This is a genomic window from Robertmurraya sp. GLU-23 (assembly GCF_052983275.1).
The window spans coordinates 76,175-101,320 of record NZ_JBRKCV010000017.1 but is presented as its reverse complement, the minus strand read 5'-3'; the positions used below and the strand labels follow the sequence as shown (position 1 = coordinate 101,320).

At 39.2% G+C, this 25,146-nt stretch carries 17 protein-coding genes, 21 tRNA genes and 1 rRNA gene; 36 read left to right on the top strand and 3 right to left on the bottom strand.

All coding sequences use genetic code 11. The features are described 5' to 3' along the window. The 28 genes from ACVBAX_RS20825 to ACVBAX_RS20690 form a co-directional block, all read left to right on the top strand. Positions 1–236 (top strand): hypothetical protein (locus ACVBAX_RS20825; protein WP_447118661.1); only part of this gene is annotated, 236 nt, incomplete at its 5' end. A 4-nt stretch (positions 237–240) separates the two neighbouring features. Beyond that, a 5S ribosomal RNA gene (rrf, locus tag ACVBAX_RS20820) occupies positions 241–356 on the top strand. A gap of 6 nt (positions 357–362) precedes the next feature. Beyond that, positions 363–438 (top strand) — tRNA-Val (locus ACVBAX_RS20815). A 66-nt stretch (positions 439–504) separates the two neighbouring features. After that, a tRNA-Thr gene (locus ACVBAX_RS20810) sits at positions 505–580 on the top strand. Positions 581–587: 7 nt separating this feature from the next. After that, positions 588–663 (top strand) — tRNA-Lys (locus ACVBAX_RS20805). A 60-nt stretch (positions 664–723) separates the two neighbouring features. After that, positions 724–808, top strand: a tRNA-Leu gene (locus ACVBAX_RS20800). Positions 809–842: 34 nt separating this feature from the next. After that, a tRNA-Gly gene (locus ACVBAX_RS20795) sits at positions 843–917 on the top strand. A gap of 12 nt (positions 918–929) precedes the next feature. Further along, positions 930–1,018: transfer RNA gene (locus ACVBAX_RS20790), tRNA-Leu, on the top strand. 54 nt (positions 1,019–1,072) lie between these two features. Next, positions 1,073–1,149: transfer RNA gene (locus tag ACVBAX_RS20785), tRNA-Arg, on the top strand. A 13-nt stretch (positions 1,150–1,162) separates the two neighbouring features. Further along, positions 1,163–1,239, top strand: a tRNA-Pro gene (locus ACVBAX_RS20780). A 17-nt stretch (positions 1,240–1,256) separates the two neighbouring features. Continuing rightward, positions 1,257–1,329: transfer RNA gene (locus ACVBAX_RS20775), tRNA-Ala, on the top strand. 87 nt (positions 1,330–1,416) lie between these two features. Then, positions 1,417–1,493: transfer RNA gene (locus tag ACVBAX_RS20770), tRNA-Met, on the top strand. 31 nt (positions 1,494–1,524) lie between these two features. After that, positions 1,525–1,601 (top strand) — tRNA-Ile (locus ACVBAX_RS20765). 13 nt (positions 1,602–1,614) lie between these two features. Further along, positions 1,615–1,707 (top strand) — tRNA-Ser (locus tag ACVBAX_RS20760). Between the two features lie 19 nt (positions 1,708–1,726). Next, positions 1,727–1,800 (top strand) — tRNA-Met (locus tag ACVBAX_RS20755). Positions 1,801–1,837: 37 nt separating this feature from the next. After that, a tRNA-Asp gene (locus ACVBAX_RS20750) sits at positions 1,838–1,913 on the top strand. Between the two features lie 130 nt (positions 1,914–2,043). After that, positions 2,044–2,119, top strand: a tRNA-Phe gene (locus tag ACVBAX_RS20745). A gap of 21 nt (positions 2,120–2,140) precedes the next feature. After that, positions 2,141–2,216 (top strand) — tRNA-His (locus tag ACVBAX_RS20740). Positions 2,217–2,226: 10 nt separating this feature from the next. After that, positions 2,227–2,300 (top strand) — tRNA-Gly (locus ACVBAX_RS20735). Positions 2,301–2,305: 5 nt separating this feature from the next. Continuing rightward, a tRNA-Ile gene (locus ACVBAX_RS20730) sits at positions 2,306–2,382 on the top strand. A 36-nt stretch (positions 2,383–2,418) separates the two neighbouring features. Further along, a tRNA-Asn gene (locus tag ACVBAX_RS20725) sits at positions 2,419–2,494 on the top strand. Positions 2,495–2,497: 3 nt separating this feature from the next. Further along, a tRNA-Ser gene (locus tag ACVBAX_RS20720) sits at positions 2,498–2,588 on the top strand. Between the two features lie 3 nt (positions 2,589–2,591). Continuing rightward, positions 2,592–2,663 (top strand) — tRNA-Glu (locus tag ACVBAX_RS20715). A gap of 501 nt (positions 2,664–3,164) precedes the next feature. Beyond that, complete coding sequence (gene glgB, locus ACVBAX_RS20710) at positions 3,165–5,102, top strand: 1,4-alpha-glucan branching protein GlgB (RefSeq protein WP_447118660.1); 1,938 nt, start codon at positions 3,165–3,167, stop codon at positions 5,100–5,102. Further along, the gene (locus tag ACVBAX_RS20705; RefSeq protein ID WP_447118659.1) at positions 5,050–6,192 is read left to right on the top strand and encodes a glucose-1-phosphate adenylyltransferase; all 1,143 of its coding nucleotides are present in this window, start codon (positions 5,050–5,052) and stop codon (positions 6,190–6,192) included. Before glgB ends, ACVBAX_RS20705 begins: the two co-directional genes overlap by 53 nt. A 47-nt stretch (positions 6,193–6,239) precedes the next feature. Next, the gene (locus ACVBAX_RS20700) at positions 6,240–7,259 is read left to right on the top strand and encodes a sugar phosphate nucleotidyltransferase (protein WP_447118658.1); all 1,020 of its coding nucleotides are present in this window, start codon (positions 6,240–6,242) and stop codon (positions 7,257–7,259) included. Further along, positions 7,256–8,707, top strand: a complete 1,452-nt coding sequence (gene glgA / locus ACVBAX_RS20695; protein WP_447118657.1) for a glycogen synthase GlgA — start codon at positions 7,256–7,258, stop codon at positions 8,705–8,707. Before ACVBAX_RS20700 ends, glgA begins: the two co-directional genes overlap by 4 nt. Next, on the top strand, positions 8,697–11,105 hold the full coding sequence (locus ACVBAX_RS20690) for a glycogen/starch/alpha-glucan phosphorylase (RefSeq protein WP_447118656.1): 2,409 nt from the start codon (positions 8,697–8,699) through the stop codon (positions 11,103–11,105). The genes glgA and ACVBAX_RS20690 overlap by 11 nt, the downstream gene beginning before the upstream one ends. Positions 11,106–11,151: 46 nt before the next feature. On the opposite strand, the gene ACVBAX_RS20685 is transcribed toward ACVBAX_RS20690, so the two are convergent. Then, entirely contained in the window at positions 11,152–12,090 is a 939-nt protein-coding gene (locus ACVBAX_RS20685; RefSeq protein WP_430777120.1) for a 1,4-dihydroxy-2-naphthoate polyprenyltransferase, read from the bottom strand. A 320-nt stretch (positions 12,091–12,410) separates the two neighbouring features. Here ACVBAX_RS20685 and ACVBAX_RS20680 point away from each other — a divergent pair, with 320 nt between their 5' ends. The 8 genes from ACVBAX_RS20680 (at position 12,411) to menC (ending at position 22,146) form a co-directional block, all read left to right on the top strand. After that, positions 12,411–13,814 (top strand): isochorismate synthase, encoded by a 1,404-nt coding sequence (locus ACVBAX_RS20680; RefSeq protein WP_447118655.1) that lies wholly within the window; start codon positions 12,411–12,413, stop codon positions 13,812–13,814. Continuing rightward, positions 13,814–15,565 carry a 2-succinyl-5-enolpyruvyl-6-hydroxy-3-cyclohexene-1-carboxylic-acid synthase gene (menD, locus tag ACVBAX_RS20675; RefSeq protein ID WP_447118654.1) on the top strand — a complete coding sequence of 584 codons (1,752 nt, stop codon included), beginning with the start codon at positions 13,814–13,816 and terminating at the stop codon, positions 15,563–15,565. The genes ACVBAX_RS20680 and menD overlap by 1 nt, the downstream gene beginning before the upstream one ends. After that, a complete protein-coding gene (menH, locus tag ACVBAX_RS20670; protein WP_447118653.1) occupies positions 15,565–16,371 on the top strand; it encodes a 2-succinyl-6-hydroxy-2,4-cyclohexadiene-1-carboxylate synthase in 807 nt (268 codons plus the stop codon). Before menD ends, menH begins: the two co-directional genes overlap by 1 nt. Positions 16,372–16,402: 31 nt before the next feature. Continuing rightward, a complete protein-coding gene (gene menB / locus ACVBAX_RS20665; protein WP_447118652.1) occupies positions 16,403–17,221 on the top strand; it encodes a 1,4-dihydroxy-2-naphthoyl-CoA synthase in 819 nt (272 codons plus the stop codon). Positions 17,222–17,359: 138 nt separating this feature from the next. Next, positions 17,360–19,105 carry a SulP family inorganic anion transporter gene (locus ACVBAX_RS20660; protein ID WP_447118651.1) on the top strand — a complete coding sequence of 582 codons (1,746 nt, stop codon included), beginning with the start codon at positions 17,360–17,362 and terminating at the stop codon, positions 19,103–19,105. A gap of 24 nt (positions 19,106–19,129) precedes the next feature. Then, positions 19,130–19,486, top strand: a complete 357-nt coding sequence (locus ACVBAX_RS20655; protein WP_119709563.1) for an ArsR/SmtB family transcription factor — start codon at positions 19,130–19,132, stop codon at positions 19,484–19,486. Positions 19,487–19,574: 88 nt separating this feature from the next. Next, entirely contained in the window at positions 19,575–21,047 is a 1,473-nt protein-coding gene (locus ACVBAX_RS20650) for an o-succinylbenzoate--CoA ligase (RefSeq protein WP_447118650.1), read from the top strand. After that, the gene (menC, locus tag ACVBAX_RS20645; RefSeq protein WP_447118649.1) at positions 21,037–22,146 is read left to right on the top strand and encodes an o-succinylbenzoate synthase; all 1,110 of its coding nucleotides are present in this window, start codon (positions 21,037–21,039) and stop codon (positions 22,144–22,146) included. Before ACVBAX_RS20650 ends, menC begins: the two co-directional genes overlap by 11 nt. A gap of 209 nt (positions 22,147–22,355) precedes the next feature. On the opposite strand, the gene ACVBAX_RS20640 is transcribed toward menC, so the two are convergent. Together ACVBAX_RS20640 and ACVBAX_RS20635 are read right to left on the bottom strand one after the other, a co-directional pair. Next, on the bottom strand, positions 22,356–23,405 hold the full coding sequence (locus ACVBAX_RS20640; protein WP_447118648.1) for a cytochrome d ubiquinol oxidase subunit II: 1,050 nt from the start codon (positions 23,403–23,405) through the stop codon (positions 22,356–22,358). Positions 23,406–23,439: 34 nt separating this feature from the next. Beyond that, positions 23,440–24,801 carry a cytochrome ubiquinol oxidase subunit I gene (locus ACVBAX_RS20635; protein WP_430777127.1) on the bottom strand — a complete coding sequence of 454 codons (1,362 nt, stop codon included), beginning with the start codon at positions 24,799–24,801 and terminating at the stop codon, positions 23,440–23,442. Positions 24,802–25,146: the final 345 nt, after the last annotated feature.

Sequence of the window (25,146 nt, the reverse complement as noted above, 5' to 3'; positions counted from 1 at the left end):
AAAGATGCGTAGGCGGCTTGGTTAGTCCCGACAGGCATAAGACGAAGACTGTAAGAGGTCCTGACCTCTGGAAGGCTTTGGCTTATGACCCCGAGGGACTAGCCGCCGGAGCTCGTTTATGCAAAGTGATACCCGTGTATTTCTTCTTCTTCAATATATTATCTAGTTTTGAGAGAATGCTAAAAATTTCTCTTGAAAAATTGCGGAAAACTATTATAATAAATAGTGTCGCATAAATAGTCTGGTGGCGATAGCGAAAAGGTCACACCCGTTCCCATACCGAACACGGAAGTTAAGCTTTTCAGCGCCAATGGTAGTTGAGGGTTTCCCTCTGTGAGAGTAGGACGTCGCCAGGCGGTAATGGAGGATTAGCTCAGCTGGGAGAGCACCTGCCTTACAAGCAGGGGGTCGGCGGTTCGATCCCGTCATCCTCCACCAAAGTTTTTTCACGAAGTGAAAATGACTATCCTTCACTCACGAAGTGAAAATAAATAATTATTAATTGCCGGCGTAGCTCAATTGGTAGAGCAACTGACTTGTAATCAGTAGGTTGGGGGTTCAAGTCCTCTCACCGGCACCATTTGTACGAGCCATTAGCTCAGTCGGTAGAGCATCTGACTTTTAATCAGAGGGTCGAAGGTTCGAGTCCTTCATGGCTCACCAAAGTTTTTTGCTTCAGTAGAGTTTTTTACTTCAGTAAAATAACTTTCCATTTATCATTATGCGGGTGTGGCGGAATTGGCAGACGCACTAGACTTAGGATCTAGCGCCGCAAGGCGTGGGGGTTCGACTCCCTTCACCCGCACCAAAGTTTTTTATGCTAGTAAAATAATTTTCCATATGCGGAAGTAGTTCAGTGGTAGAATACAACCTTGCCAAGGTTGGGGTCGCGGGTTCGAATCCCGTCTTCCGCTCCAAGAACTTCTTTTGCCGGGGTGGCGGAACTGGCAGACGCACAGGACTTAAAATCCTGCGGTAGGTGACTACCGTACCGGTTCGATTCCGGTCCTCGGCACCAAAGCTTTTTGCAAAGCAAAATAGCTATCCTTAACACACTACATTACAAAAATATGCGCCCGTAGCTCAATTGGATAGAGCGTCTGACTACGGATCAGAAGGTTATGGGTTCGACTCCTTTCGGGCGCGCCATATTAGATTTAATCGGGGAGTAGCTCAGCTTGGTAGAGCACTTGGTTTGGGACCAAGGGGTCGCAGGTTCGAATCCTGTCTTCCCGACCATCTAACTCGATATTTATGGGGCCTTAGCTCAGCTGGGAGAGCGCCTGCCTTGCACGCAGGAGGTCAGCGGTTCGATCCCGCTAGGCTCCACTTAGATATTTTCACGTAACGTAGTGTAGTGAAAATAATCTTCATTAATTCAGGAACATGTGAATTAAAAATTCAATGAATTACTTTGGCGGTGTAGCTCAGCTGGCTAGAGCGTACGGTTCATACCCGTGAGGTCGGGGGTTCGATCCCCTCCGCCGCTACCAAAACCTATTAACTCAGGTTTCATTATTTATTGGACCTTTAGCTCAGCTGGTTAGAGCAGACGGCTCATAACCGTCCGGTCGTAGGTTCGAGTCCTACAAGGTCCACCATTTATAATATGTTGGAGGTATACCCAAGTCCGGCTGAAGGGATCGGTCTTGAAAACCGACAGGCGGGTCATACCGCGCGGGGGTTCGAATCCCTCTACCTCCTCCATTTTTAAAAATAATATTGTCGCGGGGTGGAGCAGTCTGGTAGCTCGTCGGGCTCATAACCCGAAGGTCGCAGGTTCAAATCCTGTCCCCGCAATTAAAAGTTGTTTTCAGGGAAACTTGAGAAAAACTTTGGTCCCGTGGTGTAGCGGTTAACATGCCTGCCTGTCACGCAGGAGATCGCCGGTTCGATCCCGGTCGGGACCGCCATTTTAAGTGCATCAGTAGATCAGTTGGTAGAGCACGAAGAATAAGCTTCTTTGAATTTGCATCCAGCGTACCGATTGAAGATCGGGACGAAGGACGAAATAAGATTTTATCTAGGGTTCTATAATATTGTGGCTCAGTAGCTCAGTCGGTAGAGCAAAGGACTGAAAATCCTTGTGTCGGCGGTTCGATTCCGTCCTGAGCCACCATTTATATTCAGTTGAATTATGGCGATTGTGGCGAAGTGGTTAACGCACCGGATTGTGGTTCCGGCATTCGTGGGTTCAATTCCCATCAGTCGCCCCATAAGTTTTATGCGGGTGTAGTTTAATGGTAAAACCTCAGCCTTCCAAGCTGATGTCGTGAGTTCGATTCTCATCACCCGCTCCAAATAAGGGCCTATAGCTCAGCTGGTTAGAGCGCACGCCTGATAAGCGTGAGGTCGATGGTTCGAGTCCATTTAGGCCCACCATAGTGTTTTTAGGATAGTAAAGTAACTTACTATTATTCCACAGTAGCTCAGTTGGTAGAGCATTCGGCTGTTAACCGAACGGTCACAGGTTCGAGTCCTGTCTGTGGAGCCATATGGGGAAGTACTCAAGAGGCTGAAGAGGCGCCCCTGCTAAGGGTGTAGGTCGGGTAACCGGCGCGAGGGTTCAAATCCCTCCTTCTCCGCCATATGGCCCCTTGGTCAAGCGGTTAAGACACCGCCCTTTCACGGCGGTAACACGGGTTCGAATCCCGTAGGGGTCATAAAAACATTGAACATTTGTTCAATGTTTTTTTTTTGATTTTCTAGGTCCTCCTATACCTCCACAAACTACTCTATTACCTCTTATATCAAATATCCTCAAAGTTCATTTAACATTTCCAATATTCGACAATTATATGAAAACCCTTTCATTTTTCTTCATAAAAACCACCTCATCACATAAATAAATCCTCTTGAATATATTATTCAAATTTCAGTTATTTTAAAATTTAAAATACATATTTTTTTCATTAACACCAAATAAATAGCATATATCTCTATATCTGCATCATAAAATTTATTATCTATTAAAAAATAATTTCTATCATTTTTTGCAGTTTGCTGCGTTAAAGGGATGAATGCTGTCGAAAACATTGGCCTTATAGATAATTATGTCGAAATGGACAGTTAATTGTCAGAAAAATTAAAGAGGGATTTGAAAGTGTGGCGAGAATTATACAGTAAAAGTAATGTACAAAACTAAAGAATAGGTAGGGAGTAGAATGATTTTGGATTTGATTCATCCAACTGAATACCAGCTGCACTTGTTTCATGAGGGGAATTTTTTTGAATGCTATCGTCTGTTTGGTGCTCATGTTCTTACTATTGATGAAAAGAAATGCACAAGATTTTGTGTGTGGGCACCAAACGCAACACAAGTATCTCTTGCTAGTGATGTAAACAATTGGAATGGAAGTGGTTATGAATTTAAAAAGGTAAATGATGAAGGGGTATGGATGCTCATTGTTGAGCAGGATTTAACGGGCTGCCTTTATAAATATGAAATTCACACATCCACTGGAGAAATATTATTGAAGTCTGATCCATATGCCTTTTTCTCTGAAGAACGGCCAAAAACAGCTTCCATATGTTATTCCTTAGATGGATACCAATGGAACGACCATAAATGGCTTCAGAAAAAAGAGAGAAACAAAGTATATACAAGTCCTACCGTTATTTATGAGATGCATGTTGGATCATGGAAAAAGAAAGAGGACGGTAGCTTTTTTACGTATCGTGAATTAGCAGACGAGGTCATTCCTTATGTACTTGAACATGGATTTACACATATTGAATTGTTGCCACTAGTGGAGCATCCACTAGATATTTCTTGGGGCTATCAAGGAACAGGATATTTTTCTGTTACTAGTCGTTATGGAACGCCTCACGATTTAATGTATTTTATTGACCAATGTCATCAAAATCATATTGGTGTAATTATGGATTGGGTTCCTGGTCATTTCTGTAAAGATGCACACGGTTTACATCGATTTGATGGATCTTGGGTTTATGAGTATGAAACAGAAGTTGATCGTGAAAATTTTACTTGGGGGACTGCTAATTTTGACTTAAGTAAAACAGAGGTGCAGAGTTTCTTAATTTCTAATGCATTGTATTGGATGGAATACTTTCATGTGGACGGATTTCGCGTAGATGCGGTTTCAAATATCATTTATTGGCCTAATTCAGATGGTCAGCGAGTAAATGAATTTGGTATTGCATTTTTAAAGAAGTTAAATCAAGTTGTATATCAATATGATTCACAGCTTTTGATGATTGCCGAGGACTCTACTGATTGGCCACAGGTAACTTCCCCAACTCACTACGGTGGATTAGGTTTTAACTACAAATGGAATATGGGCTGGATGAACGATATGCTTTCCTATATGGAAACAGGTTCAAATGAACGCTCACATTTTCACGATAAAGTCAGCTTCTCCCTTCTCTATGCATTTTCGGAGAATTATATCCTTCCATTTTCACATGACGAAGTTGTTCATGGAAAGAAATCGTTACTGGATAAAATGCCAGGAGATTATTGGCAGAAATTTGCTCAACTAAGGCTTTTATTAGCATATATGTTTGGACATCCAGGGAAAAAACTTCTATTCATGGGATTTGAGCTAGGTCAGTTCTCTGAATGGAAAGATGAAGAAGAATTGGATTGGCATCTATTAGATTATGAGATGCATGGGAAAATGAATCTTTTTGTAAAAGAATTGATCAAGGTATATAAGCGCAATAAACCTTTATATGAGCTTGATCATTTACATGAAGGATTTGAATGGATTGATGTAAATAACCGTGATCAATCGATTTTCTCTTTTGTTAGAAAAGGCGAAGAAGGAGATCCAATGGTTATTGTGTGTAATTTTACAGAAAAGACCTATGAAGATTATAAGATCGGAGTTCCCAAAGAAGGTACGTATCGAGAAATATTGAATACAGATGCGGTTGAATTTGGAGGATCCGGTGTAATAAATAAAAAGCCAATAGAAACGATTGATGAAAGTTTTCATGGAAGAGAGCATCACATCATGATGAGGATACCTCCATTTGGGGTTTCTATATTGCGTCCCGTTAAACATCGAAAGGAGAGAAAAGGAAATGGCAAAGAAGAAGTGCGTAGCTATGCTGTTAGCAGGAGGGCAAGGAAGTAGGTTACATTCCTTAACTTCAAATTTAGCAAAACCAGCTGTACCGTTTGGAGGGAAGTACCGAATCATTGATTTTACATTGAGCAATTGTACGAACTCTGGAATTGATACGGTAGGTGTCCTAACTCAGTATCAACCACTAGTGTTAAATTCGTACATTGGAATCGGAAGTGCATGGGACTTGGACCGAAAAAATGGTGGAGTTACTGTTCTTCCACCTTATAGTGAATCCAAGGAGATGAAATGGTATACAGGTACTGCTTGTGCCATCTATCAAAATTTAAATTACTTAGTTCAATATGATCCGGAATACGTACTTATTCTGTCCGGAGACCATATTTACAAAATGAACTATGAATTAATGCTAGATTTCCATATTAAAAGAGATGCTGATGCTACCATTTCGGTCATTGAAGTACCTTGGGAGGAAGCAAGTCGATTTGGTATTTTAAATACTGATAGCGATATGAAGGTTGTCGAATTTGACGAAAAACCTGCAAATCCGAAAAACAATCTAGCCTCTATGGGAATTTATATTTTTAAATGGTCTGTTCTAAAAGAATATTTGATAAAGGATGCTGCTCTTCCAGATTCAAGCCATGATTTCGGAAAGGATATTCTACCGACTTTGCTTTCAGACCAGAAGAAACTAGTTGCCTATCCTTTTAGTGGTTATTGGAAGGATGTCGGAACTGTACGTAGTCTTTGGGAAGCAAATATGGATCTTCTAGATGATACGTGTGGATTAGATTTATTTGATTATACTTGGAGAATTTACTCAGTTAACCCAAATCAACCACCACAGTTTATATCAAATGACGCACTCGTCGTTGATTCACTCATCAATGAGGGTTGTGTGATTGAAGGAGAAATTGAGAAGTCGGTTCTTTTTCAAGGAGTAAAGGTTGAGAAAGGCGCTCTTATTAAAGAATCAGTTATCATGCCAGATGCAGTGATTGGAAAAAATGTGTTTATTGAAAAGGCAATTGTCCCGTCAGAAATGGTAATACCAGATGGAACAATTATTCGTGCATTACCAGATGCAGATGATGATATTGTGTTAGTAACAGAGGATATGCTTCAATCCCTTTAAAATACAGAGATAAGAGAACAAATAAAATGAGGAGATGAGGGGTAAGGATGGATAGAAAGCTGCTTGGAGTAATTGATGCAACAACTTATCAAAAAGGATTAGAGGATCTAATCCAACATCGTTCATTAGCTGCAGTACCATTTGGAGGGAGATATCGATTAATAGATTTTATTCTCTCAAACATGGTTAATTCTGGAATAAAGAGTGTGGCAATTTTCCCGAAAAACCAATATCGTTCCTTAATGGATCATTTGGGGTCTGGGAAGGATTGGGACTTAAATCGTAAACGCGATGGATTATTCTTTTTTCCAGCCCCTGCAGAAGAAAGAGAAATAACATCATTTAATCATTTTGCTGCAAATAAAGATTTCTTTGATCGAAGTAACCAACAGTACGCCCTCATCTCAAATTGCTTTACTGTCTGTAATATGAATTTTGAGCCTATGCTTGATTGGCATATCAAGAGTGGCTGTGATATTACAGAAGTAAGAAAAGACGGACGGTCTCTTCATATGTTTTTGATAAAGAAATCTCTTTTAGTAGAACTTTTCGAGACAAGAGACGAAACGGGATATACTTGTATGAGAGATGTTGTGACAGATATTAACAGTCCTTATCGTCAATGTCATTATGAATTTAAAGGATACGCAGTAATGGTTGACTCGATTACTACGTATTTTAATGAAAGTATGAAGCTATTAACTCCATCCATTTGGAAGGAACTATTTTTAAAGAATCAGCCAGTATTTACAAAAGTAAAGGATGAGCCACCTACTAGGTATTTTACAGGAGCCACCGTGAAAAATTCTGTAATTGCCAATGGGTGCTTAATTGAAGGTACAGTTGAAAATAGTATTATTTCTCGTGCTGTAAAAATCGGCAAGGGATCGGTAATAAAGAACAGCATCATCATGCAAAAATGTCAAATTGGTGAAAATTGCGTATTAGATTCCGTTGTTTTAGATAAAGATGTTAAGGTAAATGATGGAACGATGATGTATGGCACAAAAGAATTACCATATGTGGTTCGTAAAGGAACAGTACAAGGGGCGTTGATGAATTCGTGAAAGTTTTATTTGCAGTTTCGGAATGTGTACCTTTCGTTAAATCTGGAGGGTTAGCAGATGTAGCAGGATCTCTACCAAAAGAATTGAAAAGACTTGGTACAGATGTAAGAGTAATGATGCCGAAGTACGGTACCATTCCTCAAGAATTACGTGAAAAAATGACAAAAAAACATGAGTTTATTGTGAATGTTGGTTGGAGAAATCAATTTTGTGGTATTGAAGAGTATATACACGATGGCATTACTTATTATTTTATAGATAATGAATACTATTTTAAGAGAGAAGCCCTGTACGGATATTTTGACGATGGTGAACGGTTTGCTTTTTTTAACCGAGCCGTACTTGAAGCGATTCGGATGTTAGATTACTATCCAGATGTGATTCATTGCCATGATTGGCATACTGGAATGATTCCTTTCTTGTTAAAAACGGAATATCAAAAGAAAAATGGTTATGGTTTTATGCGAACGGTATTTACCATTCATAATCTTGGATTTCAAGGTATTATGCCTAAGGAAGCTTTAAAGGATTTATTTGATTTAGATGATTCATATTTTAATACCGATCAGCTTGAGTTTTATGGAAATATAAATTTTATGAAAGCAGCACTTATTGCGTCTGATCGAATTACTACCGTTAGTCCAACATATATGGACGAAATACAAACGGAGTACTATGGAGAAAAGCTGGATGGATTGTTAAGAAGTCGTGTAAGTGATCTAGAAGGAATTCTAAATGGAATTGATGATGAATTTTATAATCCAGAGAAGGATTCTTTTCTTGTGAAAACTTACGATGCCAATCATCGTAACCATAAGCTAGTAAATAAAAAGGCCATTCAAGAACGATTTGGCTTGCCTCAGGCTTCACAAATTCCATTAATGGTTATGGTCACACGATTAACAAAACAAAAAGGGTTAGATCTTGTTAAACATGTGTTTCATGAAATTATGGCGGAGCCGATTCAATTCCTCATTCTTGGAACGGGGGATGACGAGTTTGAAAATTTCTTTCGAGACATGGAGCGGGAGTATCCAGATCGATTTAAAGCATATATTGGTTTTGATGAAGGTCTAGCTCATCAAATTTATGCAGGTGCTGACCTTTTCCTCATGCCTTCAAAATTTGAACCATGTGGGTTAGGTCAAATGATTGCGATGAGTTATGGCACAATCCCTATCGTTCGGGAAACTGGGGGTCTAAATGACACGGTAACGGCATATGATGAATTCTCAGGAGAAGGGAATGGTTTCTCCTTCAAGAATTTTAATGCGCATGATATGTTGTATACCATTAAACGTGCCATCCATTTTTACGAAAATGATCGGGTTTGGAATAATCTTGTTAAGCATACAATGAGCATTGATAACAGCTGGGCACAGTCTGCTTTTAAGTACAATCAATTATATGCTCAACTTATATCCAGGAGTGAAACTCATGTTTTCTAATAAAGAAATGTTCACGGAAACGTTTTTACAACGTCTCGAAATGACTTGTGGAAAAAGCTTTCAAGAAAGTACGAAGAGAGATCACTATCATACTCTAGGAATCATGATCCGTGAATATGTAAGCTCAAACTGGATCAAGACAAATGAAAGTTATCGAGCTGAGAAAGAAAAACAAATTTATTATTTATCTATTGAGTTTCTCCTCGGAAAGCTTTTAAGGCATAACCTTCTTAACCTAGGAATTGATCATATAGTGGAAGAAGGGCTTAAGGAGCTAGGAATTGATCTTAGTGATTTAGAGGAAATGGAAGCAGATGCAGCACTTGGTAATGGCGGCTTAGGCCGTCTTGCAGCCTGCTTCATGGATTCGCTTGCTACTTTAGATCTTCCAGGTCATGGATGTGGAATTCGCTATAAGCACGGCTTATTTGAGCAGAAAATTGTAGATGGATTTCAAGTAGAATTACCTGAGCAATGGCTTCGTCATGGCCATGTATGGGAAGTAAGGAAAGCGGATTTAGCTGTAGATGTTCCTTTTTGGGGAAGAGTCGAAGCGATCAACATTAATGGAAAGCTCGAATTTCGTCATCTTGAAGCGGAAACGGTAATGGCCGTGCCATATGACCTTCCTGTGGTAGGTTATCAGACAGACACTGTTAACACGTTGCGCTTATGGAGTGCCGAAACGACACCGTATCCAATGAATCGAGATATTATGAAATATAAGCGTGATACGGAGCTTATCTCAGAGTTTTTGTATCCCGATGATACGCATGATGAAGGAAAAATTCTGCGTTTAAAGCAGCAGTATTTCCTTGTCTCTGCAAGTATTCGTTCGATTGTGAGATCTTATCGCAAACAACATGCTAGTTTAATAGATTTTCATAAATATGTGGGTCTTCATATAAATGATACGCATCCCGTGTTAGCTATTCCCGAATTAATGAGGGTACTTATTGACGAGGAAGGAATGAGCTGGGAGGAAGCTTGGCATATTACAACAAACACCATTTCATATACGAATCATACAACCTTAGCAGAAGCTCTAGAAAAATGGCCGGTTCGAATTTTTCAACCGTTGCTTCCAAGAATTTTTATGATTGTAAATGAAATAAACGAGAGATTTTGTCAAGACCTTTGGAAGCAGTATCCAGGAGCTTGGCAGAAAATTGAGGATATGGCAATCATTGCTCATGACCAAGTAAAAATGGCTCATTTGGCGATTGTTGGTTCATACAGTGTGAATGGAGTGGCAGCCATTCATACAGAAATATTAAAACAAAGAGAAATGAACCAATTTTATCAAGTATTTCCTGAGAAGTTTAATAATAAAACAAATGGGATTACCCATAGACGTTGGCTGATTAAATCCAATCCGAAACTGACGAATTTGATCAATGAGGGGATTGGTACGAAGTGGATCAATCAGCCGGAGCATTTAAAAGAGCTTCAGTTTTTCCAGCAAGATTCTGCATTTTTAGAGCAGTTGTATGAAATCAAGCAGAATAATAAGAAATCACTTGCAGAAAAAATTAAAGCAAAGACAGGTATTGTCGTTGATCCTTTATCTATATTTGATGTTCAAGTAAAGAGATTGCATGCTTATAAACGACAACTCTTAAATGTTCTTCATATTATGTATTTGTATAATCGCTTAAAAGAGGATTCAAGCTTTCAAATGCATCCAAGAACATTTTTGTTCGGAGCGAAAGCATCACCAGGTTATTACTATGCAAAGAAGATTATTAAACTCATTAATACCATTGCAGAAAAAATAAATAATGATAAAACGGTATCTGATCGATTGAAAGTAGTGTTTCTTGAAAACTACCGTGTGTCATTAGCTGAAGAAATCTTTCCTGCGGCAGATGTGAGTGAACAAATTTCGACTGCTAGTAAAGAAGCTTCGGGAACAGGTAATATGAAGTTTATGATGAATGGTGCACTTACCTTAGGTACGCTTGATGGAGCGAACATTGAAATCAAGGAACATGTTGGTGATGACAATATATTTATTTTTGGATTAACAGCAGAAGAAGTAATGAATTATTACCAGTATGGTGGCTATACGTCTGTCGACTATTATCACCATGATAAACGTATTCGCCAAGTGGTAGATCAATTAACAAACGGTTATTTTGGTGATCTTGATAATGAGTTTGAGCCGATCCATGATTCATTATTAATGGAAAATGATCAGTATTTTGTTTTGCGTGATTTCTCATCTTACGTGGAAGCCCAAAGAGAAGTAGGGGTAGCATATGCTGATCAAAATAAATGGTTAAAGATGAGTTTAGCAAATATAGCGAATTCAGGTTTTTTCTCAAGTGATCGAACCATACAGCAGTATGCGGATGACATTTGGAGTATCTCTCCTGTAAAAGGCAAAGTCAGGTAAATATGAAAGAGGAGACCATTTTAATGGAAATGGTCTCCTCTTTTGTCTAACTATTTAAGAAATGTCCTAAAAATAGACCAATGGATAACAAAAATCCAAATATCGTATTTGTTTGGGCTGTCGCTATCATGGCTGGCACCATTTGAACGGGTTTGGTTTTTCCGATGAATCCTTTAATCGCCTTTATTGCCTTTGGTGAGCTTAGCAGTACGATCGTTAACCATGCAGAAGCATAGTCCAAACCAATAAGAGTAAACACCCATGCATATGAGACAATGAACATTCCTGCTAAAAGAACGATCGCTCTTTTTTGACCAAGTAGGATCGCTAATGTTCTTCTTCCATTTTCTTTGTCACCATCATGGTCACGTATATTATTGGCAAGTAGAATGGCACCTACTGTTATGACAATAGGTACAGAAATTAATACACTAATCATAGTAATAAAGCCTGTTTGAATATAAAAAGCAATTAATATAATCAGCATTCCCATAAAGAATCCTGCAAATATTTCTCCAAAAGGTGTGTACGCAATCGGAATAGGGCCTCCCGTGTATAAATAACCAACTGTCATTGAAACTAGACCAATCGCAGCAAGCCACCAGCTTGAATTCATACAAATATATACTCCTAGCAGCATGGAAATACCATAAAGGCTAAGAGCTATTTTCATGACGGTCGCTGGTTGAATTCCTTCACGAACAATGGCTCCACCTATACCTACAGAATGCTCGTTATCGAGACCACGTTTGAAATCATAATATTCATTAAACATATTTGTTGCCGCTTGTATAAGTAAGCAAGCGATAAGCATGGCGATAAATAGCCCAAGATCAATAGATGTTAATGGTAAGGCTAATGCGGTTCCTAATAATACTGGAACAAAGGCAGCTGTTAACGTATGTGGTCGTGTAAGTTGCCACCAGACTCTCCAATTTTTCCCCTTAAACGTAGGCGAAGGACCCGTTTGCATTTGTGGTTGCATCGTACCTCTCCCCATTTCTATATTTATTTGTCAAAACTATATAAGCTTAAAATAATTCATATCCAAATTCAAGTGTAGGAAAAACGAAGGAGTGTGTCAATTAAATTTTCCTTCCTAATGAAGGAGACCATTTCCATATTTTCTACGATAATTTTTTGTGCAGGAAAAACATTTAAGGGCATAATATCTCAAAATAGATAGAAATAGCTTATAATAAGGAAAGATATAGGTTTTTCAAGATGCCTTTTGTTGACATGGTCTTGGATTGAGGTGTATCTTAAAATAAGTTTATAACGTTATTTTACAGGAGTTGTACGAATTTGGTTACCATTCAGAATACGGAGCTTAAAGAAGGGATCATTGAAGCAATTGAGAGAGCTCGGAAGCTTTCAATGCCCGTATTAGTTAGCGAAGTCCAAAGGATTCATCCGGTTCAGCCTCTGTCCGTGTTTGCAGCTGGAAGAGACGAATTTGTTGGCGAACGCTTTTTTTGGAAAGATCCCTCTGATGAAGTAGTTATGATTGGCATTGGAATATGTAAAGAAATACAATCGGATCAGGCTTCTGGCCGCTTTTTTCATGTGGAGAAGCAATGGCAAAAGCTTATGAATAATAGCATCATGCTAATGGAAGAGAAACTAACAGCTACAGGACCAATAATGTTCGGAGGATTTTCTTTTGATCCATTAAAAGAGAAAACAGATCGTTGGGCACAGTTTCCACATTCTCTTTTCCACATACCCAAATACCTTGTAAGTGTATTAAAAGGAGAGTACTATTTAACAACTAACATTCTTTGTACGGCCGAAGATGATGATACATTGTATGAGGTAGCTGAACAAGAAAGAAAAGCGTTATTCAGTGGAATTGATAAAGAATCAATGCCACGATTGTCCAACTTATCACATGTAAATGAAGTCCATTCTGAAAATTGGAAGAAACGTGTGAGCGAGGTAGTAGAATTATTAAAGGCAGGGACCATGAAAAAGGTCGTGCTTGCTAGAGAGCTTAGACTTCAGTTTGAGGAGCAGATCCCTGTAGAGCCCGTGATTATGAATCTTTTAGAGGAACAGAGAGATAGTTTTGTTTTTGCCTTTGAATCGAAAGGTGACTGTTTTATTGGGGCATCACCAGAAAGATTAGTAAAGAAGGTAAAAAACACTGTGTACTCGACCTGTTTGGCCGGTTCCATTGCTAGAGGGAGGACGTTAAAAGAAGACGAGCTATTAGGTAATGAGCTTTTATGTGATGAAAAAAACTTAAATGAACATCAGTTTGTTGTTGATATGATTAAAGAGGCAATGGAAAAGGTATGCCATGAAGTACGAATTCCATCTCACCCACAGTTGTTGAAAAATAAGCATATCCAGCACTTATACACGCCAGTGGTTGGAATTGCTGATGAGGAAAGTTCGTTACTTCAGCTTGTGAACCTGCTTCATCCAACGCCTGCTTTAGGTGGGTTGCCAAGAAAAGAAGCAGTAGAAAGCATTCGAATAATGGAAGACTTAGATAGAGGAATGTATGCCGCACCAATCGGTTGGATTGATTTTGAAGGCAATGGAGAATTTGCAGTCGCTATACGTTCAGGTTTGTTACAAGGAAACCAGGCTTCTTTATTCGCCGGTTGTGGAATCGTTAAGGATTCAAACGTAGACAGTGAGTATCAGGAGACGAATATTAAGTTTCGTCCGATGCTTTCTGCCTTAAGGGGGAAAGAGTAATGAATCACCAACAAGCATTAACGAAATACATTGCTTCTTTTGTAGCAGAATTAATACATGCAGGAGTAAAGGACGTTGTTGTTAGCCCTGGATCAAGGTCCACTCCTATTGCAATGATTATGGCTGAACATCCTGATCTTCGTCTTCATATTCATGTAGATGAAAGATCAGCAGCCTTTTTTGCGTTGGGGATGGCCAAGGCTTCCCGAAAACCAACAGTCTTGTTATGTACATCAGGTACAGCAGCAGCGAACTATTTCCCTGCAATAGCTGAAGCGAATTTATCAAGAGTACCTCTAATGGTCATCACAGCGGATCGACCACATGAACTTCGTGATGTTGGTGCACCACAAGCAATGGATCAAGTGAATTTATACGGGAAGCATGTAAAATGGTTTATCGAGATGTCTCAACCGGAAGGCTCCAAAGAGATGCTTCGTTATGCGCGCACCGTTGCTGGGCGCGCTGTTGCAACCGCTTTATCGTCGCCAGCTGGTCCCGTTCATTTAAATTTCCCACTTCGTGAACCACTGGTTCCTGATTTAACAAGTGAAAATATATTTGTCATGGCAGAGAGAGAAAATGGTTATGTTCATATTGAACAAGGTCACTTGGCGTTGAATGAAGGTCAATTACAAGCCATTGCGAACGTGTTGAATGAACATGCAAATGGTTTAATTGTTTGTGGTGAAATCGATCATCCAACCTTTGCTAAAGCCATCACTATGCTAGCTGCAAAGCTTCAGTATCCGATTATTGCGGATCCTTTATCTCAGCTTCGAAGTGGAAAGCATGAGTTTGTACATATTATAGATAGCTATGATACATTTTTAAGGAATGATGATGTCGTAAGTCATTTAGCACCAGATGTAATTATTCGTTTTGGTGCAATGCCTATCTCGAAGGCATTTTCATTGTTTATGAAAAAGAATGAAGAAGTCCCTCAATTTGTGGTTGATGGCGGGGAAGGATGGAGAGACCCATCTTTGTTAACGACAAACATGGTTTATTGTGATGAAGTAGAATTTTGTGAATCGCTTCTCCCTCTTTTAAATGAACACCAGGATACAATGTTTCTTGGTAAGTGGCAACAAATGAATGAGATAACAAAAACAGCTTTGTTCCGTGTGAAGGAAAATGAATCCCTCAGTGAGGGTCGTTTATTTTATGAACTAGTAGAATTACTGCCGGATGGAGCTACCTTGTTTGTTGGCAATTCCATGCCAATACGTGATGTGGATTCTTTTTTCTATAATAATTCAAAGTCCATTAGAATTATGGCCAATCGTGGGGCAAACGGAATTGATGGAGTGGTTTCATCCGCTCTAGGTGCTGGCACCGTTCACAAACCTATGTATTTAGTACTTGGAGATTTGACTTTTTTCCATGATTTAAACGGACTCATTGCTTCTAAGTTATATCAGATTGATCTTCGGGTTATTGTGATTAATAACAATGGTGGTGGGATTTTTAGCTTCCTTCCTCAAGCAAGTCATCCGAAACATTTTGAACGACTATTTGGTACTCCTTTAGACCTTGATTTTGAACCAGCTGTTTCTATGTACGGAGGGACATTTATCCGAGTTTCCACTTGGATGGAGCTTGCTTCCTCTTTTGAGCAAACTTTGGCGAAAAAAGGATTATCGGTTATTGAAGTTCCGACAAAAAGAGATGAAAACCTACAAGAGCATCGAAATTTGTGGGATTATGTTTCCCGGGAAATTAGTCGGAATTTGCGTGGCGAAAACTGATGATTATTGAGGTGAATGGTGTAGAATATCATGTCGAAGTATCAGGAGTTGGTTTTCCGGTTATTTTACTTCATGGATTTACCGGTGATATCTCTACATGGTCGGATTGTGAAGAAGAGTTAAAGAAAAACTCGAGAATCATTAAAATTGATCTCATCGGTCATGGAAGATCGTCCTCCCCCGATTCGATTGAACGATACGAAATGAAGTCAGTGGTAGCGGATTTGCATTATATTTTACAATATTTAAATATAGGTCAAGCAGATGTGGTTGGATATTCGATGGGAGGTCGGGTTGCGCTTGCCTTTGCGCTGATGAATCCAACTTTGGTACGTAAGCTTATACTCGAAAGTGCTTCTCCAGGACTCTTAACGAACGAAGAGAGAAGTAGTCGAAGAGAACAGGATCAACAGTTGGCCAATGAAATAAAACAAAGTGGATTAGATTGGTTTGTCGAATATTGGGGCAATATCCCACTATTCGAAAGCCAAAAAAAATTACCTTCACTTATTCAACAACGAATAAAAGAGCAAAGAAAGCAAAATTCTATTAAAGGATTGGCAAATAGTTTGATTGGAATGGGTACAGGGTCACAACCCAGCTATTGGGAAACACTAAATGGGTATTCAGGTGAAGTCTTATTGCTTACGGGATCCATCGACAAGAAATTTGTTATTATTGCTGAAAAGATGTCAAAATGTCTAAAAAACAGTCAGTGGATAAATATTGATGGATGTGGTCATGCATTACATGTGGAACAACCTGAAAAATTTGGTACAATAGTAAGTGGGTTTTTGTCGAAATAAATCCAATTCTTAATTAAGGGAGGAAAACACATTGACAGCTGAGTGGGTATCTCAAAGAAATTACGAAGATATTCTATATGAAACATATAATGGCATTGCAAAGATTACCATTAATCGTCCTGAAGTGCGAAATGCATTTCGTCCTAAGACGGTAATGGAATTAATTGATGCGTTTGCTTATGCACGTGACGACCGTAATGTTGGTGTAATCGTCTTAACAGGAGCTGGAGACCAAGCATTCTGTTCAGGAGGAGATCAAAAAGTACGTGGACATGGTGGTTACGTTGGAGAAGACGAAATCCCTCGTTTAAATGTTCTTGATCTTCAACGCTTAATTCGTGTAACTCCTAAGCCAGTTGTTGCGATGGTAAAGGGATATGCGATTGGTGGAGGACATGTTTTACATATCGTTTGTGATTTAACCATCGCTGCTGATAATGCAATCTTTGGACAAACGGGTCCTACAGTGGGTAGCTTTGATGCTGGATATGGCTCCGGCTATTTAGCAAGAATCGTTGGACACAAAAAAGCACGAGAAATTTGGTATTTATGCCGTCAATACAATGCGCAAGAAGCACTTGATATGGGGCTAGTAAATACAGTTGTTCCTCTTGAGCAAGTGGAGGAAGAAACGATTAAATGGTGTGAGGAAATGCTAGAAAAGAGTCCAACCGCTCTTCGTTTCTTAAAAGCAGCATTTAATGCAGATACAGATGGATTAGCTGGTATTCAACAGTTTGCTGGAGATGCAACTCTCCTTTATTACACAACGGATGAAGCAAAGGAAGGGCGCGATGCGTTTAAAGAAAAACGCAAGCCAGACTTCGGTCAATTCCCTCGTTTTCCTTGATAGGTTAGAGAGAAAGATGCTTGGCTTTTACATAGCCAGGCTCTTTTTTTTTTTGAAAAAATATCTTGTAAAACAACTTTAAGTTATTGTATATTCAAATAATCAGATATACAAATAAAAGGGATAAGAAGGGTGAACATGTTAAGTGATAAAAGATTTTCAAATTATTCGTTAAGTAGTATTCCAAAGGATGTACTATCTGGTCTAATTGTTGGTGTCATCGCTATTCCACTTGGAATGGCCTTTGCGATTGCTTCAGGTGTCAAACCAGAATATGGTATAGTTTCAACCATTGTAGGAGGAATCCTTATCTCCTTGTTAGGGGGATCTAAATTTCAGATTGGAGGTCCGACTGGAGCCTTTATTCCCATCCTCTTTGGAATCGTTATGACTTACGGATATGAAAATCTATTAATTGCAGGTTTTTTAGCTGGTATTATGCTCCTTATTATGGGGATCTTAAAATTTGGCTCACTTATCAAGTATTTTCCTAGACCCGTAACTATTGGTTTTACATCGGGAATTGCTGTTACTATTTTTTTAGGACAAATGGCAAGTTTTCTTGGACTTGTTGGAATTCAAAAGCATGAAGAATTTATTAGTAATTTGCTAGAAATTGTTATACATTTTCATTCAATGAATCTTTATAGTGTATTAACTGCGGCTGTATGCTTGCTAATCATCACCCTCTCACCGAGGTTAGCCCCTAAAGTTCCTGGTCCACTACTGGGCTTACTTGCATCAACCTTGGTAGCTACCTGGTTTTATCCTGGACAGGTGGAAACAATTGGTTCTGCATACGGTGCTATCCCAAACTCATTACCACGCATACACTTGCCAAACGTAAGTATTGAAATGATCATTACTCTATTAAAACCTGCCTTTGTTATTGCCATGCTCGGAGGAATAGAATCATTGCTCTCGGCAGTTGTGGCAGATGGCATGACAAACACCCGTCACAACAGCAATAAAGAATTGATCGGACAAGGAATGGCAAATATGGTTACTCCACTATTTGGGGGCATTCCGGTAACAGGAGCTATTGCAAGAACAGCTACCAATATTAAAAATGGAGCAGTTTCCCCTTTATCTGGAATCATACATGGGGTTGTCGTTTTGCTAGTTTTGTTGTTTTTTTCGCCATTTGCTTCCTATATTCCACTTGCAAGTATGGCACCGATATTAATGGTGGTTGCATGGAATATGAGTGAAAGGAAGGTATTTGCTCATATTCTAAAAACAAGATCTACTGACTCCATCGTTCTGGTAGTTACCTTTTTACTAACCGTTTTTGTTAATTTAACGACGGCTGTTGAAATCGGATTAATATTAGCCGCTATCTTATTTACAAAAAGAATGAGCGATCTAGTCACGACTGCGAAAGCATTACCTAATTTACATCATAAGCATGGAAAAGTAGAAAATCATGTGGTGACGGATATTCATGATTGTCCGCAAATTAGCATTTACAATGTAGAAGGTCCCCTCTTTTTTGGAGCCGCTCAAACCTTTGAATTTTCTATCATGGATACTATTCACTATCGACCTCGTATATTGTTGTTACGAATGAGTAGGGTGCCTCTTATGGATACAACGGGGGAAGCAAATTTAGCCAGTATTGTGTCCCATTTTTCAAAAAATGGTATAGTTATCATATCAGGAATAAACGAGCAGCCAAAAAATGTATTAATGCGAACGGGTCTATATGACAAAATAGGTCACGAACACTTTTTTGAGAACACTGGGGAAGCGATTGAATTCGCGTTAAAACAGGTGGACAAAAATAAGTGTTTAGGATGTAGACACTTTGCTTTCAGAGAGTGTACCAAACTTTCAAAACCCGAATCTACTGAAGGGAAAGTACTACAGCCTACTACCTTCTAGTAATGAAACAAGGAAGTGAAATGCTTGAATTTAGAGATGCAACAGTTTAAAGCAGAGTTTTTTAAGGCTTTGGCTCATCCATTAAGAATACGCATTCTTGAACTGTTAGCCGAAGGGGATAAGAACGTAAATGAAATACAAACACTCATCGGTAGCGAAGGATCATCTGTTTCGCAGCAATTAACGATTTTACGAGCCAAAAATATCGTGTCAGGGACAAAGGAAGGGAATAAAGTCATTTACACGCTAAAGGATCCGATGATCATCGAACTATTAGCGGTTGCGCGCCAAATATTTAACAATCATCTTGTTGATACAATAACCATTTTAGATCGTTTTACTGACAAGGAAGAGGAAGGGAACATCGTGCCGAAGAATTAAGTTCTTCGGTTTTTTATGTCGCACTTTAGCATGATCATTGAAAAAAATAAACCAATTTGATAACGTGATTAGGAAGAGGGTGAAAAAATTGTCAATTGAAGTTATGCCAAATTTTCTTAAAAAGAGAGCATTTTTGACACCTAGTCGAACGGCGTTGGTATTTGAAGATAAACGCTACACATTTCAACAGCTATATGCCGAATGTGTCGATGTAGCAGGTCGAATGCACGCATATGGAATGAGACAGGATCAATACGTTGCACTGTTATTATCGAATCATTCCGAAAGTGTCGTTATATTGTTATCATTACAGCTACTTGGTATAAAAGCAGCTTTACTTAACACAAGATTAACTCCAGAAGAATTGAATTATCAGTTGAAGGACTCAAATTCAGCTTTTTTAATTACGGAATCATTGTTTAAAGAAAAAGCGGAACAATTAGATGTACGTGTCGTCTACAAAAATGAGTTGTTTCAAACACCATTTTTTGAGCCACCTCTTGTTAATGAAGTAGCTTTAGAGGAGGTTTGCTCACTTATGTATACTTCCGGAACGACGGGTTCTCCTAAAGGGGTTATGCAAACGTATGGAAATCATTGGTGGAGCGCAGTTGGTTCAAGCTTAAATCTTGGATTGCAAGATAGCGATGGTTGGCTATGTGCAGTTCCCCTTTTTCATATTAGTGGGTATTCCATTTTAATGAGAAGTGTGATTTATGGAATAAAGATGGTGTTGCACGAGAGCTTTGACGTGGAAAGAACGTTACAAGATATAAAGTCTGAGAAAGTAACAACGATGTCTGTAGTAAGTACGATGCTTTCCCGATTATTAGAGCACTTGGATAGCCAGTTGCCGGGTCATTTTCGCTGTATGCTTTTAGGAGGGGGACCAGCTTCACTTTCATTATTAGAAAGATGTGTGGAGTTACAAATTCCTGTTTATCAAACGTACGGAATGACCGAAACGGCCTCTCAATTTGTAACTTTATCTCCTGAATATAGCTTGAGCAAATTAGGTTCGGCAGGAAAGGCACTTTTTCCATCACAGTTGAAAATTGTTGATGCTGATGGATTGAAACAGCAGCCGTTAGAATCAGGAGAAATTTTTGTAAAAGGTCCGAATGTCACGAAAGGGTATTTGAATAAAGAGGGTTCGCACCAAAAAGATGGATGGTTTGCAACTGGGGATATAGGGTATATCGATGAAGAAGGTTTCTTATATGTGCAGGATCGCCGTTCAGACTTGATTATCTCAGGTGGAGAAAACATTTATCCTGCGGAAATTGAAGGAGTTTTACAAGGGCATCCTGCTATTCAAGAGGCGGGGGTTATCGGTGTAGAAGATCAGGAATGGGGACAAGTACCGGTAGCCTTTGTTGTTGTTAGGAATACATCAATAACAGAACAAGAAATCATACAATATTCTTCATCCAAGTTAGCAAAATATAAGGTTCCTAAAAGGGTCATGTTCGTTGACCTGCTACCAAGAAATGCGTCTAATAAGCTTTTAAGAAGAAGTTTAAAAGAATGGGTAAAAGGCGGAGCTTCTAATGAGAATTGAGAGAATTAAGCTATCGGTTGTCTCCATGAAGCTAAAGACTCCGTTTACCACTCATTTAGGTACGGTGCATGAACGGGAAGGGATTATCATAGAGGTCATGAATCGAGACGGAGTGACTGGGCTTGGAGAGGTAGTAGCCTTTTCCTCTCCATGGTATACGGAAGAGACCGTTCAAACCTCCTTACATATGTTAAAAGAATTTTTTATCCCATTGCTTTTTCGTAGTCGCATTAAACATCCGAGTGAGGCCACTCCGATTTTTAACAAACTCCGGAGAAACTTTATGGCCAAAGCAGGTCTTGAAATGGCTATTTGGGATCTATATGCAAAGGAAAGAAATCAGTCATTATCGAGCCTGCTTGGAGGAACTCAAGATAGCATTCCATCAGGAGTAGTGGTTGGGGCTAAATCGATGAAAGAGACGCTTTTGCAAATTGAAAGAAATCTTGAGAACGGATACAAACGTGTGAAGGTAAAAATTTCTCCACAAAATGATTATGATTATATCCAATCAATCAGATCTCATTTTCCCTGTGTTCAATTAATGGCCGATGCAAATTCTGCCTATACATTAAAGGATATCAATCGATTAAAGGCACTAGATGATTTTGGATTGCTAATGATCGAACAACCTTTAGGGCACGATGATATTGTTGAGCATGCAAAGCTACAATCCGTGCTCCAAACACCGATTTGTTTAGATGAAAGTATTGTCACTTTTGAAGATGCTAAGAAAGCAATTGAGCTAGGAAGCTGCCGGGTAATAAATATAAAAGCTGGCAGAGTAGGCGGCATTCAAACAGTAAAGGACATTCATGATTATTGTTTGGAAAAAGGAGTACCCGTCTGGTGTGGTGGAATGCTTGAATTTGGTATCTCCAGAGCGCACAATATCGCTATTGCTTCTCTACCTAATTTTACGATTGCCGGAGATATTTCTGCTAGCAGCCGATATTGGGAAGAGGACATTACAACTCCTGAAGTCATTGTCCGTAATGGAATGATTGATGTTCCAAATGGTCCTGGTATAGGGTTTGAGATAAATCGTGAGAGGCTGAAAGACGTAACGATTTTTGAGGAAAGTTTTACGAAATTATAATTAGAAAAAACGTGCCCCCATTTGGCCTCAGGCCAAATATCGGGCACGTTTTTTTAAAAAGAATAAGAAAGATATGTTTGAACTTTGAACAGTGTCTAGCTCCAGCGCCTAGCTCCTCGGGGTCATAAGCCAAAGCCCTACAGAGGACAGGACCTCTTGCGGTCTCCGTCTTATGCCTGTCGGAGCTTCCCAAGGCGCTTGCGCTTTTCTTATGTCTTCGTTTCTTCTGGTGGTTTTTGCTGTAGATATCTTTTATCATTCATAAATAATGTCCAGAAATAAAAGAAACCTGGGAAGAGAATGGCGAAACCGGCTATGTAGGTTGCGAAAATAGCCCGGAACGAATTCGGATCAGTGAATGCGTTTTGAATGGTCACCTCTGGGTAAACAATGTAAGGCAAGTGCGCTTGTCCGTAGGCAAGACTTGCAAGTAAGTATTGAATCGTTATGGCAATGACAGTAAGGCGAGGCATTCCCTTTGGTCCCCCAGTGACAGAAGGTAAAAACAATCCAAGCCCTCCAATGACAAAAAACACAACCGATACGATTAAAAACGCCAGATTATCCATCATTTTTTCGTAAAGCCAAGGTGCTTCTGTTCGGAGCGTAAACATAATAAGAACGGCCATTGCCAGAGAGATCGGACCTAGAATAATCGCATCTCTTCGATATACAGCATAGGCCTCATATTCTTCCGCTGTTTTTGAATAGTCTGCAAGCAATAAGGAGGATAAAAACAAAGTGGAACTTATTGCAAATCCAATAAACGCGTATTCATTGGCACTGGTAAAAAGCTTTATAAGATTAAGGGTTTGGTGGCCATCTGCAAAGTCGATATAGTTACCATGTGTAATTGGAAGTACGCTGATGAGTAATCCTGGAATAAGTATACCTGTAATTCCAGAGATATATGTTAGTGGTTTTCGATATTCAGATGCAATATTTGAGAAAACGAGAAACGCACTTCGTAAGGCAAGCAAAAGCAAGATCATACTCCCTGGAATAAGCAATACGGTTCCAAGCGTATAAGCTGCGGATGGAAATAAACTATACACAGCAACAACAAGAGCAACAATAAATGTGTTGGTTACTTCCCATGTGGGGGACAAATATCGGTTAGCGATGTTTGTAGCCTTAGTCTGCGTTCTATTAAAGTAAATCATAGACCAAAATCCGGCGCCAAAGTCCATAGTTGCCATAACAGCATAGATGAATACAAATCCCCATAACACAGTAATGGCTAGTAATGCATCAGTCATCTATTTTCACTCCTCCATATAAAATGGTGCCTCGTTACGTATTGGATCCATAAAGTGGTACACCCTTTTGTTCGGCTCGATGTAAATCATCCGCAACGGTGTTCTTTCTAAAATAATATAGAAGGACAAAGACCACTGAAACCCCTAGAATGACGTATACAGCTGCAAATGCTAGAAATAATACACCTAAATTTGTTGCGGTTGTCGCTGAATCTGCTGTAGATAGCACGCGATAAATCGTCCAAGGTTGTCTTCCGGTACAAGCAAAAATCCATCCAAATTCAATCGCCAATACTGCTAAAGGGCCAGAGGCAATAAAAGTCGAAAGAATCCAACGAGGATATTTTTCTTTTTTTAAAAATTTTATCCATAGTAAAGCGAGTAGAGGTAATAAAATTAGTAAAGATCCTATGCCTACCATTCCATTGAATAGGGTGTGAACAAATAGCGGTGGCCATTCTTCTTCTGGCCATTCTTTCAGTCCCTTAACGACGGTATCAAAGCTATTTCCTGCTAAAAAACTAAGTGCCCAAGGAATGTGAATGGCGTACTTAACCTCTTCAGTTTCACGGTCAGTAAATCCTCCGATGACGAGTGGGGCATGTGATTGAGTTTCAAATAATCCTTCTGCTGCGGCAAGTTTTTCCGGTTGATATTCATGCAAATATTGAGCAGATTCATGTCCGTTTATGGCGGTTAATAGTGAAAATATTCCTCCAACAATAAGACTAAGAGTTAATGCTTTTTTGTGAAAATGGTAGATTCGCGTATTAAATTCTGTTCGCCATAGTTTATAGGCTGATACGGACGCAATCACAAATGCACCTGTTGTATAGGCAGATAACGCCACATGCCCCGCTGTGACAATAAAGCTTGGGTTAAAAAATGCTGCCCATGGATCTACATCGGTTATCATTCCGTTTTCAATTCTGAATCCAGTAGGTGTCCCTTCCCAAGCGTGAACATTCGTTATGAGAACGGCAGATGCTAAAGCCCCAAGCGCCACAAGTACGAGGCTTGTAATTCGAGCCCAAGGAGGAATACGCTCAGCGGCATATACATAAATGGACATAAATAGTGCTTCAATAAAGAAAGCATATATTTCAATTTGGAAGGGTAGGGCCATGACGACACCGATGACTTCCATAAATCCTGGCCATAAAAGGGATAGTTGAACTCCAGCGATTGTACCAGTTGGAATCCCGACACCAAGTAGTACGGCAAAGGCTTTTGTCCAGCGCTTAGCCATAACTACGTACTCCTGGTCTTTCGTTTTTTGATACATAAGCTCAGCTGTAAGCATCATAAAAGGCAAGCCTACCCCGATGGTTGCAAAAATAATATGAAAACCCATAGTAGTTCCGAATAACGAGCGTGCAATTAGTAAATCATCCATTACGATCTCCCTTTCAATATACTCACCACGTTATTCTTTTCTAATAAAAAATAAATATGTAATCTTTTCCTATTTTCACAAGAAATAAGGCGATATAGTGACAGATAATGGATGGGGGGAAATTGTGAGGTGGGGCGAATTGAGATTCTTAGATGGAATCGCAAATATGATGTGAGAATCGCAAGTAAATTCTAGGGATCGCAAATATAATCTAAGGATCGCAAATAAATTTTTGGAATCGCAAATAAATTCTGGGGATCGCAAATAAATTTTAAAAATCGCAAAAAAGTCTAGTGATTATCCTGAGAAGAGACTCATCAGAAACCAAATATGATATAAATAAGA

Excerpts from the sequence above, each read along its gene's own strand:
- ACVBAX_RS20700 (WP_447118658.1), top strand. The coding sequence starts at position 6,240 with ATGGATAGAAAGCTGCTTGGAGTAATTGATGCAACAACTTATCAAAAA.
- ACVBAX_RS20685 (WP_430777120.1), bottom strand. The coding sequence starts at position 12,090 with ATGCAACCACAAATGCAAACGGGTCCTTCGCCTACGTTTAAGGGGAAA.
- ACVBAX_RS20705 (WP_447118659.1), top strand. The coding sequence starts at position 5,050 with ATGGCAAAGAAGAAGTGCGTAGCTATGCTGTTAGCAGGAGGGCAAGGA.
- ACVBAX_RS20660 (WP_447118651.1), top strand. The coding sequence starts at position 17,360 with ATGTTAAGTGATAAAAGATTTTCAAATTATTCGTTAAGTAGTATTCCA.
- menC (WP_447118649.1), top strand. The coding sequence starts at position 21,037 with ATGAGAATTGAGAGAATTAAGCTATCGGTTGTCTCCATGAAGCTAAAG.
- ACVBAX_RS20635 (WP_430777127.1), bottom strand. The coding sequence starts at position 24,801 with ATGGATGATTTACTAATTGCACGCTCGTTATTCGGAACTACTATGGGT.
- menD (WP_447118654.1), top strand. The coding sequence starts at position 13,814 with ATGAATCACCAACAAGCATTAACGAAATACATTGCTTCTTTTGTAGCA.
- ACVBAX_RS20690 (WP_447118656.1), top strand. The coding sequence starts at position 8,697 with ATGTTTTCTAATAAAGAAATGTTCACGGAAACGTTTTTACAACGTCTC.
- menH (WP_447118653.1), top strand. The coding sequence starts at position 15,565 with ATGATTATTGAGGTGAATGGTGTAGAATATCATGTCGAAGTATCAGGA.
- glgB (WP_447118660.1), top strand. The coding sequence starts at position 3,165 with ATGATTTTGGATTTGATTCATCCAACTGAATACCAGCTGCACTTGTTT.
- ACVBAX_RS20640 (WP_447118648.1), bottom strand. The coding sequence starts at position 23,405 with ATGACTGATGCATTACTAGCCATTACTGTGTTATGGGGATTTGTATTC.